Origin of the sequence: Umezawaea sp. Da 62-37 (genome assembly GCF_032460545.1) — a bacterium.
Classification (GTDB): Bacteria; Actinomycetota; Actinomycetes; order Mycobacteriales; family Pseudonocardiaceae; genus Umezawaea.
The window spans coordinates 1207013-1231635 of record NZ_CP135965.1; the positions used below are offsets into that span (position 1 = coordinate 1207013).

Below are 24623 nucleotides of genomic sequence, written 5' to 3' on the forward strand. Positions count from 1 at the left end.
CGAAAAGTAGTGCCCGGTTCTGATGTCACCTGAATATGTAACGACGCGTCAACAGTGACCCCCACATGCTGGGGGCTGCGCTCCGTCTTCCACGATCCCCACCTGACGCATCATGTGCGCCTTTTCCTGCGTCGCTCACCACCACGGTCTTCGGCCAAGGCGGCAGCAGGCGGTTTGAAATCACCCCCGCAGGGCGACTCCGAAGGGCCAACATCCTTCATCTTCCGTGCAGCACCACGATCAACTGCTCACTACCTCAAGCAGCGTCCCGTGCTCGTGGCACACCTTTTCCCATGATGTCGAGCGCCATCCGGGTCTTGGTCAGATCGGAGGTCAGCTTCTGGTTCTGGCGCCGCAGTTTCTCCAGCTCGATCTGTTCGGCGGATTTCCGGGATGGTGTCATCGAGAGGCCGGGGTTTGCGGGGTCACCGGTCAGGCGTCCTGCGTCGCGTGCTCTGGTCCATTCGATGATGTGGGAGGAGTAGAGGCCTTCGCGCCGCAGGATTGCGCCTTTCTCTCCGTTGGGGGCGTTCTCGTATTCGGTGACCATGTCCAGCTTGTACTGCGGGGTGAACACCCGCCGGGACGGACGTGGTGCCGGATCGGCCTGGCGGCCGCGGTGGGAGGGCTGAGGTTGCTTGGCGGATGGCGAGGTCACGGTCATGAGGATCTCCGATCCTGCCCTCGGTCATGAACCCACCCTCACACAGGGTGTCTCACACCAGTCTGACCAAGAGGGTCTCGCATGCGACATCCATACGCGTCGCGTCGGCAAGGTCGTTTACTTCAATGCCAGCCCTCTGCTTGTTGTCTGCAGTGAGGGCTGAGTCGGTACGAGCGGACAACACCCTGTCTGGTCAGGTACCGCTGGAGCGACCACGGATCGCGCTCGCAGCGCGCCGGGCCAGTCGACGAGCTGCGACAGCGCCCCGCTGCGAAGCGCAATTGTGTTATCGCTAACAACGGGCCCTGGTCGCTTCGTAGTGAATGGCGGCGCGTCGGCCTGCGGCAACCACGGCCGTGCGTGCCGGTCGCGCTCATCAGACGGTCAAAGATCACCTTAGCCTGGACAAGAGTCGGCGCAATTTCTTCGCGCCCATGAGGTGCGCGTTTGCCTGCTGCGCACGATTTGTTGGTACACCGCCAGGACCAGGCCGAATCTTGCTCGACATGCGGCACTCAGGGGCAGCTAAATAAGCGCGTCAATATTTAGCCAACATTGCGGTGCCCGCCGATCGACGGGCTGTTCACGGTGAGGTCATCTCACCGACGCAGGTCAGCCGGTGGGCCGAACGGACCAACTTCCCGACCGAGCCGGCGACCCGCCACGGCGATGCCCCCTGGTCAGACTCTTCTTGGTCGGAGTGCTCAAAGTTAGCGCTCACATTTAGCTTTGACCCTTCTTGTCCGACATAGTTTCATTAGTGCGACACCAGGCCGCCGTCCCCACAATCGCTTACCGACCGATGCTCCGCTTTGCGGGCATCGAGCCGGTAGACAAATCCATAGTGGACCTCTTCATTTCGGCGGCCCCGGCAGTAGTGACGATGGGTCCGATGATCGGTGTACCGCCGCAGACGCGACACCCGCGAAAGGGGTTTCTTGATGCGTCAGAACAGCCCTCGCTCGCTATCCCAGCGCTTCGCCCGCGCAGCGCTGGCCGGTGCCACACTCCTCGCGACCATCGGCACGGTACAACCCGCTGCCGCAGCACAGCCAGCCGCCGCAACGCAGCCGGTCGCCGCAGCACAGCCAGCACCCGCGACCGCGGCTGCCGGCGCCGACGCGATCGCCTCGGTCGACCTGGCCGGGACGTGGAGTTTCACGCCGACGGGTCGAGGAGCGACCTCGATCGCCGTGCCCGGCGGCGGTTGGTACAAGCAGGGCTTCACCGACGTGAACGAGGCGGTGTACTCACACACCATCACCGTGCCCGATTCGGGTCAGCCGCAGTCGACGTGGATCGAGTTCGGGGCGGTCAATCACCAGGCGACGCTGTCGGTCGACGGCCGGGTGGTGGCAACACAGACCACGTCGTTCACGCCGTCGAATTTCGACATCTCCGCCTACGCGGCACCCGGCAGCACCCACACGATCAGCGTCGCCGTGAAGGGCCGCGGCGCGCTGAAGGCATCCAACGGTCGGTACCTGGTGCCCGACGCCGCAGACTGGTCCGAAGCGGTCCCACAGGGGATCTTCCGTTCGGCGTTCCTGCGAACGTACCCGGCGGTGTACGTCAGCGACACATTCATGCGCACGTCGGTGGCGAACAAGACGTTGAGCTACGACGTGTCGGTGCGCAACACGTCGGGCAGTTCCCGGTCGGTGACGTTGACCGGGTCGCTGTCGTCCAACAACGGAACGGCTTTCAGCTACCCGGAACTGCCCAGCCGTACTGTCACCGTGGCGGCCCACTCCACCGTGACCGTGACCGTCGGGCCGGTCGCGTGGAACCTCGACAGCACCTCGTACTGGTGGCCCAACGTGCCGTACCGGTCGGGGTATCGGGCGCAGCTGCACGGGCTGGCGGTGCATGCCGTCGCCGATGACGGGCACACCAGTGACGCCACGTACCGGTTCGGGTTCCGGGAGGCCACCCAGAACGGTGACTACTACTACCTCAACGGCGTGCGCGTGAACTTCCGCGGCGACAACCTCCAGGGTGCCGACTACGACCGGATCAACAACGGCGGCAAGGGCGACGCGTTCGACACCCTGCCCGGCTTCCTGCCCCCGTCGCCCGGCAACGGCGGCTGGCCGCAGGCGGTGGACAACTACCAGCGGCTCAACTACAACGTGGTGCGCATCCACCAAGAGCCCGCGAGCCCGTACATGCTGGACGTCGCCGACGAGATGGGCCTGATGATCATCGGCGAGACCGCGATCCGCGGCTCCTCCGGCAAGCAGGACTGGATCGCCGGGCACGACAACATGGTCAACCACGCCCGTGCGCTGGTCCTGCGCGACCGCAACCACCCCGCGGTCATCCGCTGGAGCCAGGTCAACGAGCCGAACCAGAGCGGCCAGGATTCCGAACAGTTCGAGAAGGACCTGTACGCGGCGATCAACGGCAACGACGGCACCCGACCGGTCATAGCCGAGGTGGGCGTCGACGGGAATCTCAACGGGTATCCCGGAATGACCTATGCCAACTTCGCGGTGATCCCGCACTACGTCGACGGCTTCGGCAGGTACGGGGAGGGCCTGAAAACCGTGAACGGGCGGCCCGACGGCGAGGGCGAGTACATCTGGCCGGCATGCAACAACAAGCAGGGCTTCGAGTGGTTCGCCACGGCCACCCTGGCCAAGCGCGGCAAGAACGCCACCGACCTGCGTCCGTACACGCTGCTGTCCGCCTGGGCCGGCGTCGTGCCCGGAGTGCGCACCGGCGACTTCACCCCGGAGGAGGGCGGTCGCCCCATCTACGGCGCGGACAACCTCTCCGCCCCCTGGAGCAACCCGCAGATCCAGCGCGTGCAAGCGGCGTTCAACCCGGTGGCCGCGGTCGATCTGCCGTTCTGGTCGGCCTCCGGCGCCTCGGACTCCAACGGCACCTTCCCCCTGCCGCAGGCCGTGCCCAACTACGCCCGCAACGCCACGGTCACCCGCAACATCACCGTCTTCAACGACGACTTCGCCGACACTGCGGTGGGCTTCACCTGGACGGCGCGGCTCGACGCGCCGGACGGCGCGGTCGTCGCGTCCGGAAGCACGACCCTGACCGTCCCGCTCGGCTCGCGGGTCACCCAACCGGTGTCCTTCACCACCCCAGCCACCGGCGACCGCGTGTACCTGCAGCTGTCGACCACGAAGTCCGGTAGCCCCGTCTTCACCGACGCGGTGGAGTACTTCACCCTTGCCGGAGGCGGCGGAGACGGACCCGCACCGGGCACCTACCGCATCGTCAACCGCAACAGCGGCAAGCCGCTCGCTGTCGCGGGCAACTCCACCGCGGACGGCGCCAAAGTGGTCCAGCAGAGCGGCACCGCCACCTGGACCATCGCAACGACCTCCGACGGCTCCTACACCCTCCACTACGTCCCAAGCGGAAAGGTCCTCGACGTCAACGGCAACAGCAGCACGGCCGGGCTGCAACTGCAGCAGTGGACGGCCAACGGCGGCACCAACCAGATGTGGTATCTGCGGTCCACCGGCAACGGCTACTACACCATCGTCAGCCACGACAGCGGACTGGCGGCGGACGTCAACGGTGCCGCGACGAGCGACGGGGCGCAAGTCGTGCAATGGGCCGCCAACGGCGGGGCCAATCAGCAGTGGCAACTGAACCGGACCTGACCGGACGACCCGGTTCTCACCTGCTGCCGCGGCGTCGACCGCTACCCCTGGCCGCTCGGCCCCGCGGCTAGGGGTAGCGGCGAGATGTCAAAGCTCGTTCGACAACAATCCTTCAGTGGATAGGTTTGTATCGTCCGGTCATCAGCGTTATGCAGGGCAGTTGGGAGGCAAATCCGCACCTCGCCGCTGGGTATCCACAAGTTTTCACACACCCTGCGAACGACCATGTCCAAGTCTGCGTACCACACTGATACTGCCCTATGTTCCCTGGCACCAGCCAGCATGCTGCTATCGAAACTCCAGGCCAGCGCGATGACCGGCACCGAGTCATCGGATAAGACGGCCCACTGGGACCGGGACGCGACATCCAGTACAATGAGCCTTTTTCATCTTGGTTCGGATGCTTTGGCGGGCAAGGGATGTGCGCCACAAACCGGGGATCGTCGGTGTGTCGGTGTGACAACGGATGAAGCCCTCGGTAGGAGGGCTGTCGACCAAGATCAGTCTTGTCACACCGAGGGCTTTGCATGTTCTTCTACCGTGCCGCGCTGCCGTTGTCACATCAGACCCTGACCTTCGTGTCCGGCTTGGTCCGCGCCCACCGTCGGCGGACGGGTTCGGTGTGGCGCAAGCTCGATCCTGGGCAGCAGGCCCTGTTGGTGCTGGTGTACCTGCGCAAAGGCGAGACCTTCGCCGGGTTCGGCGTCTCCACCACGACCTGCCGGCGGTACGTCACCGAAACGGTCGAACTCCTGGCCGCGCGGGCGCCGAAGCTGCGGGCCGCGTTGCGCACGGCGAAGTGAGAGGGCTTGGCCTACGTGGTGGTCGATGGCACGCCGATCCCCGATCGACCGGATCGCCGCCGACCGGCCCTTCTATTCGGGCAAGCACCGGATGCACGGGTGAACCCGCAGGTGATCGCCTCGGCGGACGGCACCATCCTCTGGGTGTCGGGCCAGTTGCCCGGCAGCACTCACGACACCGCCGCCGCCCGGATCTGGAACATCCTCGCCGCGCTGCGCGACACCGGGTTGATCGCCTTGGCCGACAAGGGCTACCACGGATACGACGAGACCGGCGCACACGTGCTCACCCCATACAAAGGCCGCAACAAGCCGCAGTCGCAGAAGGAAGCCAACCGCGCCCACGCCCGCCTGCGCGGTCCAGGTGAACGCGCCAACGCCCAACTCAAGACCTGGCGCATCTTCCGCAAACTCCGCTGCTGCCCCCGACGCGCCGGCTGGCTGGCCAAAGCCATCCACGTGCTATAGAACTACGAGGTCACCGCCGGATGAAAAAGGCTCATTGAGGCTAACCGGGACGCCGAGGTCCCGCAGTTTTAGCGAAGGCGTCATCGGCCGGTCATGACGTGGCTCGACGTGGTGCCCATGGCGTACTCAATTCTCTTGGGAGGCACGGCCGCCTCCTCACCGGCCCCGACAAGTACCTCCAAACACCGACACCACTACCGATAACCAGGCCCGGACACCGACAATCCCAGTTGGACGAGACACCCAGCCTGCCCAAGCCGGACGCGCCGGGCCGGCTTCCGGTACACACGACACACAGCACCCCTTGCACCTCGCCGGGCACATTTCGTCGTAACCGAAAGACCACGTCCGGGCCGGCGGTGAAGCGCAATGCGAGGGGTGCGGCCAATGGTTCACGCTCGCGCGGCGCGGATGTCCGCCGAAGTTCTGTTCCGCCTTCTGCTGACAACGCAACCGGGCGCTGCACGCCGCGGAGCGCTTGCTGAGGATGGGAATCCGACCTGCGGCCGCCGGTTGTGAAGAAGGTCGTCGCCCCCGAGTACCAGTACCACTGCTACGACACCGTCCGCGTAGATCCCATCCGCGCGACAGACCGCGACACCTGACGACGTCCGCGTCATCCTCGGGCAGCTCGCTGCGCTGCGCGTTCGGCTCGCCGACCCCGAGCGGCGCGGTAACGCGCGAGCACCGGCGACACCATGCCCTGGACGACGCCTCAATCTTCACGATGACCGTACTCGGCAAAGCCCACCCCGGCGGTATCAGGTCCTGGCCGGCCGACACTGAGCCTCTTCATCCGGCGGTGACTTCGCAGTTCTGCAGTACGTGGATGGCTTCGGCAAGTCGGCCGGCGCGGCGTGGGCAGCAGCGGAGCTTGCGGAGGATGTGGCAGGTCTTGAGTTGGGCGTTGGCTCGTTCACCGGGTCCGCGCAACCGTGCGTGGGCTCGGTTGGGTTCCTTCTGCGACTGCGAATTGTTCCGGCCTTGGTACGGGGTGAGCAGGTGTTCCCCGGTCTGGTCGTATCCGTGGTAGCCCTTGTCGGCCAAGGCGATCAGCCCGGTATCGCGCAGCGCGGCGAGGATGTTCCAGATCCGGGCGGCCGCGGTGTCGTGGGTACTACTCGGCAGTTGACCTGATACCCGCAGGATCGTGCCGTCCGCCGACGGTGGGCGCGGACCAAGCCGGACACGAAGGTCAGGGTCTGATGTGACAACGGCAGCGCGGCACGGTAGAAGAGCATGCGAAGCCCTCGGTGCAACAGGACTGATCTTGGTCGACAGCCCTCCCACCGAGGGCTTCATCCGTTGTCACACCGACACACCGACAATCCCCGGTTTGTGGCCGACATCCCCTGCCAGCCAAGGCTCCCGAACCAGGATGAAAAAGGCTCATTGTGTTGTGGAGTAGGTACTGGCGACGGCGATGATCAGGTCGTGCGATCGACGGTTGGCGCGTCGGAGGCGCGGGACGACCACCTTCATCGCGTTGCAGGACAACGATGTCCGGGTGCTGATGCCCGAAGACTTGCGCGTCGGGCCGCGATCCGGCGCCGACATGCTCCAGGACCACCGGCAACCTTTCCGGTACCGGACTCTTATCGCGACGTAAGAAGTTCGGAAGTGCCGAGGGCGATCATGACGATGTGGAGACGACCCCGTACCCGGCACCGGTCACCTCGTCGAGCCGCGGCGCAGCCCGGAGACTGGCACCGATAGTCGTCCCGCGCAAACAATTTGCGGGCGGATACCGACGTGTCAGACGTCTTCGAACCTGCCGGATCCGCGCATCCCCCGGTATATGCACCGATGCCAGACCGGAAGGCCGGAAACACGCAGGCTTACCGGCAGAACTGAGAACGGCGGGGTGGTCAACGTTGAAATGCGGCAGGTAAGCGCCATCCCGTTGGCCATGCGTCCGAACGCTTGGGAGACTAGCCGGTAACCCGTATCCAGAAGTAGCACCCATCCACCCGCGCCGTGCTGCGGTCGAGATGTATCGGCGTCGATGCACTGCGGTTCCTCGTCCAGAAAGCCAGTGGTGAAGCGGATGCCCACCGACAACCATCAGGAGCCCCAGCTCCGGATCAACGTCCTGGGACCGGTGGAGTGCTGGTTCGGCGGTGAACGCGTCCGGTTGGGAGGGCTGGTCCAGGAGCGGGTGCTGGTGGCGCTGGTGCTGGAGGCGGGGCAGGTGCTGAGCGTCGCCCAGCTCGTCGACGCGGTGTGGGAGGAGGAATCCTCCCCCGCCACGGCCACGCACCAGGTGCGCAAGGCGGTGGCCCGCCTGCGGCAGCTCATCCCCGGCGGCGCGGGGATCCTGGTCACCGAGACGTCCGGCTACCGGGCGGGCCTCACGAGCGACCAGTCGGACCTCCGGCAGTTCACGGCGCACCTGGCCGGGGCGAGGACCGCGCTGGCGAACCGGGACGAGGAGTCGGCGGCGGACCACTTGGAGCGGGCGCTTTCGCTGTGGCGGGGCGAGGTGCTGGCGGGTGAGGGCGGGCAGCTGATCAGAGGTGCGGGCGCGGCCCTGCTGGAGCGGCGGACGGCGGCCGTCGAGCAGTTGATCAACCTGCGGCTGGCCCGCGGCGAGAGTTCCGAGCTGGTCGGCGAGTTGCGCACGCATGTGGCCGCGCATCCGTTGCGCGAACGGCCGCGCGGCCTGCTGATGCTCGCCCTGTTCCGGTCCGGGCGGCAGGCCGAGGCTCTGGAGGAGTTCGGCCGGGTGCGCTCGCTGCTGGCCGACGAGCTGGGCATCGATCCCGGCAACGACCTGGCCGCCCTGCACGAGCGGATCCTGCGCAACGACCCCGATCTGGTGGTCACCGCGCCCGAGCCGCCCGCGCGGCACCCGCCGGGACCGCGGTCCGAGCCGGAGTCGCGGCAGCGCGTCCACTCCCTGCCCAACGACCTCACGGACTTCATCGGACGCAAGCAGGAGCTCGAGATCCTCCGGCAGCGGATGGACGCGCCACCGACCCGCGGTCCCCGTGTCCTCGCCATCGACGGGATGGGCGGTGCGGGCAAGACGTCGCTCGCGGTGCGCGCCGCGCACGCCGTGGCCGAGCGCTACCCCGACGCCCAGCTGTACCTGGACCTGCGCGGCTTCACCCCGGCCGAGCAGCCGATGTCCGCACCCGCCGCGGCCGAAGCACTGCTGCGGATGCTGAGCGTCCCGACCGGCAACCTGCCCGACGAACCCGCCGCGCGCATCGAGTTCTGGCGGGCGACGATCACCGAGCGGAGCGTGCTGCTGCTGCTGGACAACGTCTCCGACGTCGCCCAGGTGCGCCCCCTGCTGCCTCCCGACTCCCGGTCCCTGGTGCTGATCACCAGTCGGACCCGGCTGATCGACCTCGACGGCGCACACTGGATCTCGCTGGGCACGATGAGCAACGAAGACAGCACCGCCATGGCCACCACGGTGCTCAGCGACCAGCGCACCGCCGCCGAGCCGGAGGCCGTGGCGAGCCTGATCGAGCTCTGCGGCCACCTGCCCCTGGCCCTGCGGATCGCGTTGAGCAGGTTGGCCAACCGGCCGCGGTGGCCGATCGCCTACCTGGTCGACCGGATGAGCGACGAGTCCCGACGGCTCGACGAGCTTCGCTCGGACGAACGCGGGGTGGAGCTGACGCTCAAGATCTCCTACGAGGGGCTCGACGCCCACCACCGCGCGTCCTTCCGCCTGCTCGGACTGCACCCCGGCCGGGACCTCGACGTCAGCTCCGCCGCCGCGCTGTTCGGCTGCTCGGAGGCCGAGGCGGAGACGACCCTGGAGGTGCTGCTGGACGCGCACCTGCTGCAACAGCACGAGTTCGGCTACTACGCCTTCCACGACCTGGTGCGCAGCTTCGTGCGCCAGATCCTGAAGTCCTCCGACCACGCTGACACCGCGGACGTACCGAACGCGCTCAAGAGCCTGCTCGACTACCTGGTGCACACCAGCGACCACGTGTGCAACATGGTCTTCAACGGCCGCATGCGCCTTCCCACCGGCCTGAGCGATCCTCCTCCCGTCCCGGCGCAGCTGGCGGACCACAAGACCGCGCGGGCGTGGCTGGCGCGGGAGCGGGCGACGCTCGAGGCGGCCGCCGTGCTGGCGCACGAGCACGGCTTCGACCGGCACGCCGCCCACCTCACCCGCAACGTCGTCTTCGAACTCGACACCATCGGTCTGTACACGGAGTTCGCCGAGATCACCCGGCTGTCCGTGCTGTCCTCCCGCAGGCTCGGGGACCGCGAGCTGCTGCACCTGAGCCTGGCCAACTCGGCTGTGGCCAACTGGAAGCTCGGCCGGTTCGAAACCGGGATGTTGGCCGCCTCGGAAGCGCTCGACATCGCCCGCGACCTGGGGGACAAGCGCGGTTTCGCGAAGGGCATCGGGATGCTGGGGCTGCTCACCGCGCACACCGGGCGGTTCGACGAGGCGCTGCCCATGCTGCAGGAGTCGATCAGCATCAAGCGCGACCTCGGCGTGGGCCGGGCGGAGGCGGAGTCCTTGGTGAACCTCAGCTCCCTGTACGAGGAGTGGGGGCGCTACCCCGAGGCGGTGGAGGCCGCGAACCGGGCGGTGGCGCTGGACGACGAGTTGCACATCCACGGGCAGCAGATCATCGCCTGCGCGAGCCTGGCGCAGGCGCACCTCGGCCTGCACGCCTACGAGGAGGCCGACGAGCAGCTGGGCGTCGCCAGGACGCTGGTCGAGGAGTTCGGAGCGCCCGCGGGCAACGGCGCGCTGGTGTTCGCGCTCTCCGCCCTGACCCACCACCGGCTCGGCAGGCACGAGCTGTCACGCCAGTACGCCGACATGGCGCTCCGCAGCCACCGGGGCCACTGGACCACGACCCGCCAGGTCGAGATCGACAACATCATCGGCAGGCTGCGCCGGGCGCAGGGACGCCACGCGGACGCCCTCGCCCACCACCGGAGCGCGTACGAGGTGGCGTCGGCCATCGGCTACCGCATCGCCGAAGCCCGCGCGCTCGCCGGCCTCGGCGAGGCCGAGAAAGCCCTCGGACGCACCGAAGCCGCGCAGGAACACCTGCGGCGCGCGAGCGAGGGTTTCGCGGACATGGGTGTGCCAACGGAGGCTCGCGAGTGAGGGTCGTGCGGCTCCCCCGCTCGCAGGACCGAAGTCGTTGTCCGACAAGGGATCCCACTGCCTTCTTCGCCGTTGCAGAAGAACGGGCGCACACCCGGGTGAGCAGGCCGGGCCCTTGCTGGGGTGACCGGACCGGCGGTCGCGGCCACGACCCATCCCGGCGGGCGCGTCGAAGTCGTTCGACACCACCGTCTCCAGCACGACGGCGCCACCGTTTCCCGAAAGGCCACGGCCTTCCTGTCGGGAGACCGGAAAGGCCTCCCGGCGGCGAAGTGATGGCCCCACAACGATTCCCAGCGGCGATAGGGTTCCAGCGAGGCTGGGGTGATCATCCTTCCTGGTCCGCGAGGTCGGTGTTCCCTCCGACGTCGAACTCCTCCCCGAGTGCGGCTTGGGCCGCGTTGTCCAGTGCCCCCAGGATCCACTTCTCGAGGTCGACGCCGTCCTGCTCGGCCGCCGCCCGCCACAACCGGACCTGCATCTCCGGCGCGGTCACCCTGGGAAGCACCACGTCCCTGGGAGGCCGGAGGTCGTCGGCGCCCATCCGGGACCGCCGTATGTTCTCGCGCAACTGGTTGCGGGACCAGTGGTTCAGCTCCGCCTCGTCGAGCCAGCGGTCCTGCTCGTCGTCGGGGAGCGAGGCCACTTCGGCGTGGTGCTGGAAGCTGAGCAGCTCACGTCGGCGGGACAGGTCGAACCTGCGGGCGATCCAGGCGTAGTTGCGCAGCGTCTGGTAATCCAGCCCGGCCTCCACGATGGCGTGCCGGTACCGGTCGCGGTACTCCTTCTGCCCGCAGACCAGCCAGTCACCGAGGCACCAGGCGCTCGAGTCCGCGATCCGGGCGATCTGGAGTCCCGCCCTCGCCCAGCTCTCATAGGTCAGCGTCTCCGGGAGTCGCAACCCGACCCGCGAGAACAGCACTTGCCCCGCGGTGCCTCCGGAGCGGTGCGGTTCCGGCCGCGCGTGGGGAGCGGTTCCACCGCCGCTCCCCGCGGCTCGCGGCCCACCGGGGTCGTGGCCGGGCGGAGTCGACTTGGTTCCCATGTGCTCGACCTTTCGTTCGCGAGATGCCCTGGTGGATGACGTCGGCCGCTGCCACGGGCCGGACACCGCGCCACGAGCAGGCCGCGCTCACGCCCGGCTGAGCGCAGGGCAGGACCCGGCAGGCTCTCCGGTACTGGACTCGGTGTGGGGGTGGCCCGTCGAGAGGTCGACGTGGCAGGCGGGCGCTTGTCCTGGTTCTTCGATCCGGTTCAGTCCGCGTGCGCCGGGAGGGCCCGTGACCGGTACCCGCCTCGCGAGGGGGTGGCCGGGGTCGACGTCATGCCTCCCTCGTGGGGAAGCACGCCGGTTCCGCGCGGTCGGGGGCGGTCAGCCGCCACCGCACGTGCCTTCGAGATGGTGGTGCGTCGAGGTGCGGCCCGCGGTCGATCCACGCGAGGGGCGCATCGGTCACGTCGGTCCGGCTCCGTCCCCGGTTCTCGGCCCTCGGCGAACCGGTCGCGGACCACGCGTTCCCCCGGGCACCCGCCGGAAGACCTCGACACGGGCGAACACCCGTACACCGGACCACGTCCGTCGTTCCGCGGGGATCAGTCGCGGGCGGTCTCGCCGGGAACCGCGCTCGGCCCCTCCTCGGAACAGCAGTCGGGCACGACCACGGATCGGGGGTCCGACAGCTCTCCGAGGCCGGAGACCGCGACGAGGTGGACGCCGTGGGGAACGCGGACCTCCTGCGTGGCGTCCAGGTAGCCGGCACCGGCCACCGCGACGAGCCCCACCACGACCGCCGTGCCCCACAGCCTCCCGACGACGCTCTGCCGCAACGTGCTCGCCCGGCCACCGGATCGCGTCACTTCGCCCATGTCGTTCTCTCCTAGCGCTTGTTCCTCGACTTGCCTCCAATCATGTGAAGTGGCGATTCCTCTGAGTTCCGCGTGCGATACCCGTACGGGGGAACGAAAAGGGAACTCACGCAAAACGGACAGGCGTCGATCAGTCCGACGACGCCCCCGTCTCGTCGAGCCGCGCGCGGACGACCTCCGGTGACACGCCTTCCACGAACACGCCCGACTCCCCTCCACCGGTCCGGAAACCGGGAACGCGGAAGAACCTGGCCCCCGCGGACCACCGCGGCCTCGGCGGTTGCAGGAGCGCTCCCGCCAGGGTCCGGAACAGCTCGGTCGGGAGGTCGAACCCGGTGGCGGCCTCGATCAGGTTCGGGATCCCGTCCACGTCGAAGCACGGCCGCGAACGCAGGACGCGGGGCTCCGGACCGGTCAGCGCGACCCTCGTCTGCGCGGGACCGAACTCGTGGCCGACCAGGTCGAGCATGCTCGTGACGGCCGCCCTGACCCGCACCATCCGGAGCTCGGGCAGGCTCGCCGGGTACACGTAGGACCGCGCATCGGCGTCCTCGACGCGCTCGGTGATCCCGACGACGCGGTGCATGCCGTCGACGGTCAGCGTGGTGGCGACCACCTCCGGGGCGGAGGCGCGCTCCTCGACGGCGAACGGACCGGGATGCGACTCATGCGCCCGCGCCCACCCATCGGCGTCCTCCCTCGACCGGACGGCCACCTCATCCCCGTCGGTGCGGATCACCGCCTGCCAGCCGAGGTCTTCGACCACCTTGCGCACCTCGTCGACCGTCGCGACGGAGCACTTCTCCACCGCGGACCGCCAACTCGGGACCAGCTCGCGTCCGAAGAGGTCGTCGTCCGGTCCCGCCGTCGGAAGGTGCTCGCGCAAGGGAGAACCACCACCGTCGAGCACGTGGCTGACGTGGTGCTCGTCGATCAGGTCGCGGATCACCACGGCGATCCCGGACCCGCGGCTCCCGTCCACGCGGGCCACACGGTCGGAGGACAGCGGGAAGTCCTCGGCGCGCTGCTCCCCGTCGAGCACGACGCGGACGTCCAACCCCGCCCGGACGGCTTTGTGCACGAGTGTCGAACCGGGGAAGACGAGCAGCAGGCGTGCGGGCGGCAGGGATTGGGAGGACCGCGCCATCACGACACCTCCCCTTGCCCGCGGGTTCCCGCTGATCGACTCGTGTGACAACGTGACATGGTGTTCTCCACAGTTCAGCCGGCCGCCCGAACTCCCCTGGCCGCCACGGCGATTGCACGCGATTCCTATTGAGTTGACCCGGTCGCCACCACCGCGGTCGTCCCGAACCGACCAAGTGCACCACTCGCGTCCGAGCCGCGTTGTACGGCAAGCCGTAGCGAGTGGCGTCCCACCCGCAAGCGATAACCTTCGGGAGACTCCCGAAGAACAGGTCGTCGGGGATGGGAGTACAGCAGAACACGCGCACTTCCGACGAACAGCGGTCGAAAACCGGAAGAGGGCATCCCTACGCCACTCGCCGCCGACCTCCTGGTGAACACCGAAGTGATGACACCATTGACGCTGCTCGCAAAGCACTTGCTCCAACTCTCCCTGCAGGCACATCGACACCGCGTCCCCGAACCGCCCGAGTCCGCCTCGAATCGGTCGAATCCGACGCCACGGACGACCTTGTCGCCTGCCGCAGACTCCCGCAACGAAGCCCCGATCGCAAACATGTCGTGCCGGTTTTCCGATCCGCTAGGCGTTCACCTACTCGGACGCGAATGCGTTACGATGCACCACGCGCAACGTCCCAGGTGAAGGAACCGACGTTCCCGGCACGGGATCGGATCCGAACATGCGGCTACTTCGGCGGCGGCGGGTGAACAGCTCCCGAACCACCGGTACGACTCGTCTGCGGTGAACCAGCGTGCGACACGCCTGAGACGCAATCGCCGTCCCGCCGGCGGGACACCGCCGACCTGCGCCCTCCCCGGTTGTCGAAAGCGACGAATTGCGCCCGTCGACAGCAAGCGAATATCAATCGAACGTCGAAACCCGTTTCGGGGAGGACACGGGAACCGCGGCGGGCCGGCATCGACGGGCAGCAACAGGACGTCTGGACGTCCTGCGTCTGCCCCCAGCGACGAGGAAGGGCCGCCCTGTCGACCGTCCCGATCTTCGGTCGCGATGACCTCGCCTCCGCGACACCGGTTCCGACGGGCGGGTCCGCGATCCCGTTCCCGCACCGCAGGCGGTGCGGCCGGTCGTGGTCGGTTCCGGCACCACCGGGCACCTGATCCGACCGTTCCACCCCCGCAGACCTCGATCCGGCGCACCGCCGCACTCCCGAACGTCTCCGGAGATCTGCCCATCGCACGCGATAGCGACTTCGCGACCATTTCTTCGGACGGCTCGACGCTTTCTTCGTCGACCGCTAGGAGAACCGGCGATGGACAGCGGGAATGACATGGCCGCGACTGTCCACACGAGTCGAATTGACCGTAAATCGCCGAATTCCCGCGCCGGATCGACACACTCGTCCCATGTCGAAAACGGGTATCCGATGCGCGGTGCAGGCTGAACGACCTCGGTAGCCGTGCCTTCCTGCGCCGCACGGCGAAACTCTGCCGAGATAGCTCGACATGACCCGTCGAATGACCGTGAGTGACCACATGGACGTGCGCGCGGCGCCCCTCGGCCGGTACGACGAACTCGTCCAACGCGAAAGACGTGACGTCCACGTGAACAGCGGAACAGCCATCGCCACCCTTTCCGGCCATTTCCGAATCCACCTCCGATGCCGAGTGGATCCCGATGGGAAAATCCGTCCCGCCGGCGAGACACCTCCGATTCCACGCGATCTTGCCGCTTTTGACAGGAGCCGATTACGCTCAGCCGCGGCACCTGGACACCGGCAGGACGAAGCACGTGAATCCCCGTAGCGGCCGGCGGTTCACCACCCACCGTCCACGCACCCCTGCATCCATGGACGCACGACGCGTCCGGCATCCCGGTTCAGCGCAGCCCAACGACATCCGAGGAGTGCCGTCCCCGCCGGACGGCGAGGCCGCGGAGCGGATCGCAGTCGAAAGAGGACCATGAACGACATCCAGCGTTTTGTCGGACGACAGGAGCACAACGGCGATCCGGACGAGGACCCGCTGCGGTTCGCCGTTCTCGGACCGGTACGGGCGGTGCGCGGTGGCAGGACGCTCACCGCGAGTTCCCCGCAGCAACAGGCTTTCCTGGCCGCGCTGCTCCTCCACTCGGGACGCACGAGCGGGCTGTCCGAAATGGTGCACGCGCTGTGGGGCGAGAACCCGCCCGATGCCGCGGTCTCCACGGTGCGTACCCACGCGTGGCGGTGGCGCACGCTGCTGGAGCCGGATGGCCGGGCGCCCAGAGTGCTGCTGTCGGTCGGTGACGGCTACCGGGTGGTCGTCCCCGAACCGGGGCTGGACCTGGACTTCGCCGAGGACCTCGCGCGCCGGGCCAGGCAGGCCGCGGCCGACGGCAAGCTGGAGGTCGCGGACGGGCTGCTGGCCGACGCCCTGTCGCTGTGGCAGGGGCAACCGCTGGCGGGCCTGCCGGGCCCGTTCGCCGAACAGCAGCGGATCCGCCTCGGTGAGCTGCGGCACGCGTGGACCGAGCAGCGGCTCCGCATCGCGCTCGCCCTGGGGCACCACGCAGTGGTCCTCCCCGAACTGACGCTGCTGGCAGCGGAGCAGCCGTCCCGCGAACACGTTCACGAATTGCTCATGCAGGCGCTGCACGCCGCCGGGCGCCAGACCGAGGCGCTGGCCGTGTTCAGCAGGCTGCGCGAGGCACTGGTCGAGGCGCAAGGCATCGAGCCGGGGCAGGCGCTGAAGTCCCTGCACCACAGGATCCTGGCGGGCGAACCGCCCGTTCCGGGGATGAGCGTCTTCCAGTTCGGGGCCGCGGCGGTGCCCCGGCTCGCCCCCGCGGCCGCGGTCCTAGTGCCCCGGCAGCTGCCCCCAGGGACGGTGGACTTCACCGGCCGCCAGGAGGACATCGCCACCGTGGTGCGCGCTCTGACCGCGTCCGGGCGCACCTCCCCCGCCGTGGTCGCGATCACCGGTGCCATCGGCGTCGGCAAGTCCGCGTTGGCGCTGCAGGCCGCACACCGGGTCCACGACGCGTTCCCGGATGGCGAGCTGTACGCCGACCTCGGCACCGAGGAGCCGGAGTCGACGACCGCCGGTGTGCTCGACGGGTTCCTGCGCGCGCTGGGGCTGCCCGCCGACGCGGTGCCGGAGCGGGTGTCCGAGCGGTCGAAGATGGTGAGCACCCTGCTCGACGGACGGAGGGTCCTCATCGTCCTGGACAACGTGCGCGTCGCCGAGCAGATCCGTTCCCTGGTACCGGGATCGGCGGGGTGTGGGGTGCTGATCACCGGCTGGGCGTCCCCGTTCGGGGTACCGACCACCGAGCGGGTCTTCCTCGGGGTCTTCAGCCCCGGCGAGGCGCTGGGCCTGCTCGGCGCGGTGGTGGGCCCGGACCGCGTCGCCGCCGACCGGGAGGGCGCGCTCGCGCTGGTCGAGGCGTGCAGGTTGCTGCCGCTGGCGGTGCGGCTGGCCGGGGCGCACCTGGCGGCCAGGCCGGGCTGGACCTTCGGCATGCTCACCGCGCGGCTGGTGAACGACCCTGCGGGCACCCTCAGGTTGGGCTTCGGCGACCGGTCCATGCTCACCGCTCTCCGCGCGATCGGGTCCCAGCTCACCGACGACCAGCACCGGGCGTTCCTGGTCTTGGCCTGCGAGGGGCCCGAGTTCGGGTTGCGCGCGGCCAGCTCGATGCTGGGTGTCGCCGAGCGGGAGGCGGAGGACCTGGTGGAGTCGCTGGTCGACGTGGCCGTGCTGGAGTCGCCCGTACCGGGTCAGTACTGCTACTCGCACCTGCTGTGGTCGTTCGCCCGGTACTACGGGCACTTCCACTACGAACGGCCCAACCCGACCTCCCGGATCGCGTGACGCCGATGCCACCGGGCGCCGGTCGGACCCCAGCGAGCAGCAGCGGGGCCGACCCGGCGCGGTCGGGTGCGGTGCCTGACGGCGGCGCACCCGACCGCGCCGGGTCGGAGGTCGGGCGGCGGGGCCGGTGCGGGCCTGCCTGGTGGCCATGAACCGGTAAACCGCCGCGGTCGGGTGCGGTCCGTCGCCCAGCAGGCTGACATCGTCGGGACCGGGGGATCTCCGGGCCGTGCACCGGGGTCAGCCGCAGTCGCGCGTCGCGCGGTCCGCGGTGGATCCCGACCGGTTCCGCGCGCACGTCGGCCGACGCCGGACCCGCCTGGATCACCGCGCGCTTGCGGTCCGGCATGGTGATCGGCTCGACAGCCGTGTGCGGGTGCCCGTCCCGCGCGGTGGCAAGGAAACGGCCACCGAGGGCGGAACGTGCGGCGGGTGCAGGACGACCGGCCGTACGCTGCGGGATGGGGCTGCCGTGGAGCACCAGCCGCGGCCTCGGACCGATCGGCGTTACCGCGCTCGCGCCGAACAGCGACAGGGGCCCCGGCCGCGGGAACCCGAACCGCGGCAGCAAACCCGCACCACCTCCTCCGGCGGCGGCAGCAGCCCGGCCCCACCAGGCTGTCGCCGTCCACGGCGCACCGGGCGTGCAGCGCACCGTCCACGACGATGTCGACGGGTGGTGTCGGCGAGCGCCCTCGACGACACCACCCACCCACCGTCCCGCACGACCTCGGCCACACCCGCCCCGGACCCGACGCCCACCGTCGACCGGTCCACCCGGCCACGCCATCCGGATCCGACTTGTTGAGACGCGCGGAGCCGGTGGACCCGGTCGAATATTTCCCGATTACCGTTCATAGATCCCGATGATTGCCATTCCGTTCGACGGATGTCTACCGTTCTCATCGAGCACAAGAACGCCTTGCCGGTCGGGTTCCACGTGGACGGAATACGACGACATCACCATCTCGCCCGTCATGACATCAGGTCGCGACCGGCAAGCAGGGCGCAATTCGGTGCCGACGATCGTCCCAAGGCGAGGAGCAGATCCAGGTGAGTCTGGACACGAGCATGTCGAACGCCTTCTACGACCCGGAAATGTATTCCCTGAAAATCGGCTACGCCCCGCGTTTCGACCGGATCTACGCGGACGAACTGGCCGCCGTGCCCGCCGGGTCCACCGTTCTGGAACTCGGCTGCGGCACCGGCGACGTCCTGCTGCCGCTGGCCCGTGGCGGGGCACGGGTCATCGGTGTCGACAGCTCAGCGGACATGCTCGCCCACTTCGAACGCCTGCTCCGCGACGAACCCGACGAGGTCTCCGACCGCGTGACGCTGATCCGGGAGACCCTGCCCGACGTGCCGTCCACGGGCCCGGTGGACGCGGTCATCCTGCCGAACGACATCGTCTCGCACCTGGTCGACGACGCGGCCGTGGACCGGCTGTTCGCCAACATCCACTCCGTCCTCGCTCCCGACGGCCTCCTGGTGCTGGACATCGCCGAGTTCGACGTCGTCGAGCTCGGGTCGATCGCCGCCGCCCCGCACGGCCTCACCCGCCCCCACGGCTTCTTCCCCTACACCGGCGACCGGCACCTCCGCGTCGAGGAGCACGTCGCGTACGACCGCGCCGCGAGCGTGCTCGACAGCGTGATGCGGTACGAGGTGCTGGAGGCGGACGCGACGGTCGGGTCGGTCCGGTACCGGAAGCTGCGGATGCACCCGCGGCTCGCCCGCGAGATCACCCTGTCGCTCCGGCTCGCGGGCTTCGAGGTCACCGCGGTCGAGGGCATCGGCCACCTGCTCGGCAAGGAGCCCGGAGGGCTCGAGGACGTCCTGATCAGGGCGAGACCCGCCCACCCGACGTCGACCGATCCGCATCCGGGAGGGATCTGATGGACACCTACGACACCGTGCTGGTCATCGCGCCGCACGCCGACGACGAAGTGCTCGGCTGCGGCGGGCTGCTGGCGGACCTCGCCACCGCGGGGAGCCGGGTGCACGTGCTGTACCTGTCCGTCGACGGCATGAGCCACTACGGGCTGACGACCCCGGTCACCTACGAGGCGCGGGTCGCCGAGATCGACCGGGTCGCCAAGCTACTCGACTTCGAGTACACGATCGCCTACGGCGACCGGCAGCTCAACGAGCGGCTCGACACCCTCCCCAAGCGGGAGCTGGTCGACCTGTTCCAGGAGCACCTCGACCGGCAGCGCCCCGACCTCCTGCTGCTGCCCAGCGGCGACGACTACGACCAGGACCACGTGGCGACGTTCTCCGCCGCGTTCGCCGCCGCCCGGCCCATCGGCCGCTCCTTCGGCAAGTGGCTCGTGCCGCACGTCATGAGCTACGAGATGTCCAAACTGCAATGGGCCAACAAGCCGCTCGCCCTGTGCACAGCTTTCCACGACATCAGCGATCACCTGGACACCAAGCTGGCCGCGTTGCGCGAATACGCCAGCCAGCACCGGCCGGCCCCCCACATCCGCAGCGAGGAATCGGTATCGGCTCTCGCCGTCCTGCGCGGCGCCGAAATCGGGGTTCGGTACGCCGAAGCGTTCGAAGTCCACCGGACCCTCCTTTAGTCCATTCCGCAGTCGGTATTCGGCCGGACGGAGTCCGGCAGAGGGGAGAGCCACTCGTGGAAACCGCACAGAACGACCGCGTCGTCGTGGTCGGCCTTGGCTACGTCGGTATTCGCATAGCGCACGAAGCGGTCATGGCCGGATTGTCCGTCCGCGGTTACGACACGGCCGGCGATCGGGTCGACCTGCTGAACTCCGGACGCTCCTACGTCGACGACCTGAGCGATTTCGACATCGACGTCATGCGGAGCCTGGGGTTCGAGGCGAGCTCGGAGCCGGAGGTGCTGGCCGGGGCCACGGCCGTGGTCGTCTGCGTGCCCACGCCCCTGCGCGCCGACCGCACGCCCGACCTGGCCGCGGTCCGCGCCGCGGCCCGCTCCATCGCGCCTTTCCTGCGCGCCGACATGCTCGTCTCGCTGGAGTCGACGACCTACCCGGGGACCACCGAGGAGGTCTTCCGGCCGCTGCTGGAGACCACCGGTCTCACCGCCGGTGAGGACTTCTCGCTGGTGTACTCGCCGGAGCGGATCGACCCCGGCAACCGGGAGTTCGGGCTGCGCAACACCCCGAAGATCATCGGCGGGCTCACCCCCCAGTGCGCGGAACACGCGGCGCGGATCTACGGCAAGATCGTCGACCGCACGGTGTTCACCGCGGGCCCCCGCGAGGCGGAGATGGCCAAGCTGCTGGAGAACACCTACCGCAACGTGAACATCGCGCTGGTCAACGAACTGGCGATGAGCTGCGACGCGCTGGGGATCGACGTCTGGGACGTGGTCTCGGCCGCCGCCACGAAACCGTTCGGCTTCGAGAGCTTCCGCCCCGGCCCCGGCGTGGGAGGGCACTGCATCCCCGTCGACCCGCGCTACCTCACGCACTGGGCACGTGCCTCGGGCAGGCGGCTGAGCATCGTGGAGGCCGCCGACGAGGTGAACACCGGGATGCCCGACTACCTGGCGCGTCGGCTGGAGCGCTCGCTGCGCGAGCACGACCTCCCGGTCGAGGGGACGTCGGTGCTGCTGCTGGGCGTGACCTACAAGGCCGACATCGCGGACACCCGCGAGACCCCCGCCGCACCACTGGTCCGGAGCCTGCGGGAGCGCGGGATCCGCCCGCACTTCCACGACCCGCACCTGGCGGAGTGGTCCGTCGACGGCATCCCGGTCGCGCCCGCAGACCTCGGGGAAGACCTGTCCACGATGGACGTCGTCGTGCTGCTGCAACCCCACGTGGAGTACGACGTGGACGACATCTGCGCCCGGTCGCGCCTGGTGTTCGACGCGCACGGCGTCACCAGGTCCCCGAACGCGGTCGCGCTGTGACCGGGACGCGGCGGGAACCGATCGCCGTCTCCGTGGTCATCCCCGCGCACAACAGGGCGACCGCGCTGCGCAACGGGCTGCGCAGCCTGCGGACGCAGTCGTTGCCCCGCGGCGACTTCGAGGTCGTCGTCGTCGACGACGGGTCCGAACCACCCCTGTCCGGGGAGATCGCCGAATTCGTCGACGGCGGGCACGTGCGGGTGATCCGCCACGACTCGGCGCGGGGCGCGGGCGCCGCGCGCAACACCGGCGCGGCGGCGGCACGAGGGGAACTGCTCGTGTTCCTCGACGTCGACTGCCTGTGCCACCCGGACCTGCTCAGCGCGCACGTCGAGGCGCAGGCGGGCGGCCCGGTCGCGGTCTGCGGCTTCTCCAGCGGCCGGGAGATCACGCCCGCCGCGTGGCGGCTGGCCCTGGGCGAGGACTGGGACTTCACCGACGCCGAGGCGACGTTCGCCCGTGCCACCGGGACCCCGGCGCTGCACGACCCGCTCACCGAGCTGCTCGCCGACCCGCGCCCCGCCGACTGGGCGTTCTTCTGGACCCTCAACGTCGGCGTGCCGAAGTCTGCCTTCGACCTTGTCGGGGGCTTCAACCGCGACTTCGAGGTCAAGGGGTGCGAGGACCTCGAACTGGGCTACCGGCTGGCGAAGGCCGGGTTCCCGACCGTGTTCGCCCCGAAGGCGATCACGATCCACCAGCCGCACGAGCGCGACCGCAACACCGAGATCGCCAGGGACCGCCGCAACGAGCACGTCCTGGTCCGCGCGTACCCCAGCGTCGAGGTGGAGGCGGTGTGCAGCTACGACATCGCGAACTCCCGCGACCTGGTGCCCGCGATCGAGCGGTTCGCCGCGGGCCTGGTGACCAGGGCGTCGGACTGCGCGCACCTGGGCCGCCTGCCCCAGCTGGTCGACCGGGTCGCGGCAGGCGGGCCGGTGCTCCTGGTGGGTGCCCCGACGGGGTGGCCGCCGGACCTCCCCGCGCCGGAGGCGGTGTGCTTCCCGCGGGACGTCGACGACGTCGGCCAGCGGCAGCACCTGCGACTGCTCGGAACCCGGCTCCCGGTGGAGGACAAGCACTTCGAGCTCGGCGTGCTCACCGACTACTGGCGGCAGTTCCCGGAGCGCACGGTCAGCCGGATCCTGGCCGAGATGCACCGGACCTGCCGGGACGTCCTGGTCCTGACCGGGGTCAGCCGCACACCGGCCGAGCGGCCGGACCAGGACCTCGCCGCGGCGCTGGCCGCCCACGACCACCCCTACTGGGAGTTCACCGTGCGCCTGCGCCGGGAGCTGCACCAGTTCGACCTGGCCGAGTGGGAACGCGGCGCCCTGGGGACCTCGGCGTTCCGCTGCCCACCGATCGACTGGCCGACCACCGAACTCGGCGCGACGGCGTCCCCGTGAAGGAGGGAACATGCGAACCCTGGTGACCGGAGGCGCGGGCTTCATCGGCTCCCACCTGACCGAACACCTGCTGCGAGCGGGCGACGAGGTCGTCGTCCTCGACGACCTGAGCACCGGTCGCGAGGCCAACCTCGACGCCATGTCGGACCACCCCGGCCTGCGACTCGTCGTCGGCTCGGTGTGCGACCGGGAGATCGTGGACCGGTGCGTGCGCGGGGTGGACCGCGTCTTCCACGCCGCCGCGTCGGTGGGTGTGCTCAAGATCCTCGAGAAGCCGTTGCAAAGCTTGCGCACCAACGTGCACGGGACCGAGATCGTGCTCCAGGCCGCACTGGAGCACGGGGTGCCGATCCTGATCACCTCCACCAGCGAGGTCTACGGCAAGAACAGCAGGATCGGCCTGCGCGAGGACGACGACCGCGTGCTGGGCTCCCCGCTCAAGAGCCGCTGGTCCTACGCCGAGGCCAAGGCGGTCGCCGAGTCGATGACCCACGGCTACACCACCGAGCACGGGCTGACCGCGGTCATCGTCAGGCTGTTCAACACGGTGGGCCCGCGACAGGCTGGGCAGTACGGCATGGTCGTGCCCCGCTTCGTCGAGCAGGCGCTCGCCGGGCGACCGCTCACCGTCTACGGCGACGGGCACCAGATCCGCTGCTTCTGCCACGTGCTGGACGTCGTGCCCGCCATGGTGGCGCTGCTGGAGGACGAGCGGGCGCACGGGGACGTCTTCAACCTCGGCGGCACCGAACAGGTGAGCATCGGAGGGCTGGCCGAGCGCGTCATCGCCGTCACCGGCTCGACGAGCGACATCGTCCACCTGAGCTACGAACAAGCCTACGGCGAGGGGTTCGAGGACATGCGCCGCCGAGTCCCTGACTCCACCAAAGCGCTGGAGCGGGTGGGTTTCCGCCCACGACGCGATCTGGACGACGTCATCGCCGCCGTCGCCGCCCACTCGAAACAACGCCGGGAGGTCGAGCATGCCTGAACGGGCGAAAACCACGGAGAGCGCGGAGTTCTTCTCGACGTACGGATTCGTCGTCCTGAGGAACCTGCTGGGCCGGGAGGAGGTGCGGGAGCTGCGGGCAGAGGTGCTGGACGCGCTGTCGGCCAACTACGAGCTCCCCACCGAGCAGGTGGCGCAGGCCACCGGCACCTCGGGGTTCTACCTGCCGATGACGGGACCGCGGACGCCGGTCAGCCGAGCCCTGCTAGCGGACCCGAGGATCATGGACGCCGCCCGCTCCTTCCTCGGCCGGGACGTGGTTCCCAAGCCTGCCAAGGGAATCCTCTACCGGGACGCCTCCAGCTGGCACGCGGACTCCTACGTCCGCGAGCTGGAGGCGGTCAAGGTCGTCGCCTACCTCGACCCGCTGGGCGCGGACACCGGCGCGCTGCGCGTGCTGCCGGGGTCGCACCACGAGGACGTCAGCGACGCGCTGCGCGAGCACCGAGCGAACAACCCGCCCGGCTCCCCCGTGCTCGACGAGGAGCTGGAGTCGGCGCTGTGGCCGGGACTGGCGCTGGACTCCACGCCCGGCGACGTCATCGTCTTCGACGTCAACCTGTGGCACGCGAGCCTGTCCGGCCGCGACCGCTTGCAGTGGAGCGCGTCCTACGCGGCCGTTCCGCGCGACGAACGGGAGACCGCCGCCGTCCGCGACTACATCGTCTCTTTCCTCGGCGCCGGTCACGTGTACGACACCGAGCGCTACCCCTACTTCGACCCGGACTGGTCGAGGCCGGGCGCGCCGCCCTACGCCGAGGCGCTGAACCGGATCTGCGCACCCGCCTGACGGACAAGCGCA

General features: G+C 69.1%; 13 protein-coding genes and 2 pseudogenes. 10 read left to right on the forward strand and 5 right to left on the reverse strand.

All coding sequences use genetic code 11. The annotated features are described in order from the left end of the window. Positions 1 to 256: 256 nt before the first annotated feature. Entirely contained in the window at positions 257 to 664 is a 408-nt protein-coding gene (locus RM788_RS52870) for a hypothetical protein (protein ID WP_399343089.1), read from the reverse strand. 941 nt (positions 665 to 1605) lie between these two features. On the opposite strand from RM788_RS52870, the gene RM788_RS05025 reads away from it, so the two are divergent. Then, positions 1606 to 4296, forward strand: a complete 2691-nt coding sequence (locus RM788_RS05025; RefSeq protein ID WP_315930326.1) for an RICIN domain-containing protein — start codon at positions 1606 to 1608, stop codon at positions 4294 to 4296. A gap of 527 nt (positions 4297 to 4823) precedes the next feature. Further along, positions 4824 to 5567: pseudogene (locus RM788_RS05030) on the forward strand (transposase family protein). Between the two features lie 792 nt (positions 5568 to 6359). Here the strand turns inward: RM788_RS05030 and RM788_RS05035 are convergent. Then, a pseudogene (locus RM788_RS05035) lies at positions 6360 to 6731 on the reverse strand (transposase family protein); the annotation flags it as partial. A gap of 883 nt (positions 6732 to 7614) precedes the next feature. Between RM788_RS05035 and RM788_RS05040 the strand changes: the two are divergent. Further along, positions 7615 to 10668, forward strand: coding sequence for an AfsR/SARP family transcriptional regulator (locus RM788_RS05040; protein WP_315930327.1), 3054 nt, complete (start codon positions 7615 to 7617; stop codon positions 10666 to 10668). A 328-nt stretch (positions 10669 to 10996) separates the two neighbouring features. Here RM788_RS05040 and RM788_RS05045 read toward each other — a convergent pair whose 3' ends face one another. The 3 genes from RM788_RS05045 to RM788_RS05055 all read right to left on the reverse strand — a co-directional run bounded on the left by RM788_RS05045 (position 10997) and on the right by RM788_RS05055 (position 13681). Then, on the reverse strand, positions 10997 to 11713 hold the full coding sequence (locus tag RM788_RS05045; RefSeq protein WP_315930328.1) for an LmbU family transcriptional regulator: 717 nt from the start codon (positions 11711 to 11713) through the stop codon (positions 10997 to 10999). 548 nt (positions 11714 to 12261) lie between these two features. After that, complete coding sequence (locus tag RM788_RS05050; protein WP_315930329.1) at positions 12262 to 12534, reverse strand: hypothetical protein; 273 nt, start codon at positions 12532 to 12534, stop codon at positions 12262 to 12264. Positions 12535 to 12664: 130 nt separating this feature from the next. Then, positions 12665 to 13681: a hypothetical protein gene (locus tag RM788_RS05055; protein ID WP_315930330.1), complete on the reverse strand. Its 1017-nt coding sequence runs from the start codon at positions 13679 to 13681 to the stop codon at positions 12665 to 12667. Positions 13682 to 15603: 1922 nt separating this feature from the next. Here RM788_RS05055 and RM788_RS05060 point away from each other — a divergent pair. The 7 genes from RM788_RS05060 to RM788_RS05090 all read left to right on the forward strand — a co-directional run bounded on the left by RM788_RS05060 (position 15604) and on the right by RM788_RS05090 (position 24611). After that, entirely contained in the window at positions 15604 to 17496 is a 1893-nt protein-coding gene (locus tag RM788_RS05060; RefSeq protein ID WP_315930331.1) for an AfsR/SARP family transcriptional regulator, read from the forward strand. A gap of 1053 nt (positions 17497 to 18549) precedes the next feature. Then, positions 18550 to 19392: an SAM-dependent methyltransferase gene (locus RM788_RS05065; protein WP_315930332.1), complete on the forward strand. Its 843-nt coding sequence runs from the start codon at positions 18550 to 18552 to the stop codon at positions 19390 to 19392. Continuing rightward, positions 19392 to 20081: a PIG-L deacetylase family protein gene (locus RM788_RS05070; RefSeq protein ID WP_315930333.1), complete on the forward strand. Its 690-nt coding sequence runs from the start codon at positions 19392 to 19394 to the stop codon at positions 20079 to 20081. Before RM788_RS05065 ends, RM788_RS05070 begins: the two co-directional genes overlap by 1 nt. Positions 20082 to 20137: 56 nt before the next feature. Beyond that, positions 20138 to 21403, forward strand: coding sequence for a nucleotide sugar dehydrogenase (locus RM788_RS05075; RefSeq protein WP_315930334.1), 1266 nt, complete (start codon positions 20138 to 20140; stop codon positions 21401 to 21403). After that, positions 21400 to 22812: a glycosyltransferase family 2 protein gene (locus RM788_RS05080; RefSeq protein ID WP_315930335.1), complete on the forward strand. Its 1413-nt coding sequence runs from the start codon at positions 21400 to 21402 to the stop codon at positions 22810 to 22812. Before RM788_RS05075 ends, RM788_RS05080 begins: the two co-directional genes overlap by 4 nt. Before the next feature lie 10 nt (positions 22813 to 22822). After that, positions 22823 to 23803, forward strand: coding sequence for an NAD-dependent epimerase/dehydratase family protein (locus RM788_RS05085; protein WP_315930336.1), 981 nt, complete (start codon positions 22823 to 22825; stop codon positions 23801 to 23803). Then, positions 23796 to 24611 (forward strand): phytanoyl-CoA dioxygenase family protein, encoded by an 816-nt coding sequence (locus RM788_RS05090; RefSeq protein ID WP_315930337.1) that lies wholly within the window; start codon positions 23796 to 23798, stop codon positions 24609 to 24611. The genes RM788_RS05085 and RM788_RS05090 overlap by 8 nt, the downstream gene beginning before the upstream one ends. The last annotated feature ends 12 nt before the right edge of the window (positions 24612 to 24623 follow it).

Bases quoted from the DNA above. Each gene is read 5' to 3' on its own strand.
- RM788_RS05090 (WP_315930337.1), top strand. From the start codon at position 23,796: ATGCCTGAACGGGCGAAAACCACGGAGAGCGCGGAGTTCTTCTCGACG.
- RM788_RS05085 (WP_315930336.1), top strand. From the start codon at position 22,823: ATGCGAACCCTGGTGACCGGAGGCGCGGGCTTCATCGGCTCCCACCTG.
- RM788_RS05050 (WP_315930329.1), bottom strand. From the start codon at position 12,534: ATGGGCGAAGTGACGCGATCCGGTGGCCGGGCGAGCACGTTGCGGCAG.
- RM788_RS05045 (WP_315930328.1), bottom strand. From the start codon at position 11,713: ATGGGAACCAAGTCGACTCCGCCCGGCCACGACCCCGGTGGGCCGCGA.
- RM788_RS52870 (WP_399343089.1), bottom strand. From the start codon at position 664: ATGACCGTGACCTCGCCATCCGCCAAGCAACCTCAGCCCTCCCACCGC.
- RM788_RS05060 (WP_315930331.1), top strand. From the start codon at position 15,604: ATGAACGACATCCAGCGTTTTGTCGGACGACAGGAGCACAACGGCGAT.
- RM788_RS05040 (WP_315930327.1), top strand. From the start codon at position 7,615: ATGCCCACCGACAACCATCAGGAGCCCCAGCTCCGGATCAACGTCCTG.
- RM788_RS05070 (WP_315930333.1), top strand. From the start codon at position 19,392: ATGGACACCTACGACACCGTGCTGGTCATCGCGCCGCACGCCGACGAC.
- RM788_RS05025 (WP_315930326.1), top strand. From the start codon at position 1,606: ATGCGTCAGAACAGCCCTCGCTCGCTATCCCAGCGCTTCGCCCGCGCA.
- RM788_RS05055 (WP_315930330.1), bottom strand. From the start codon at position 13,681: ATGGCGCGGTCCTCCCAATCCCTGCCGCCCGCACGCCTGCTGCTCGTC.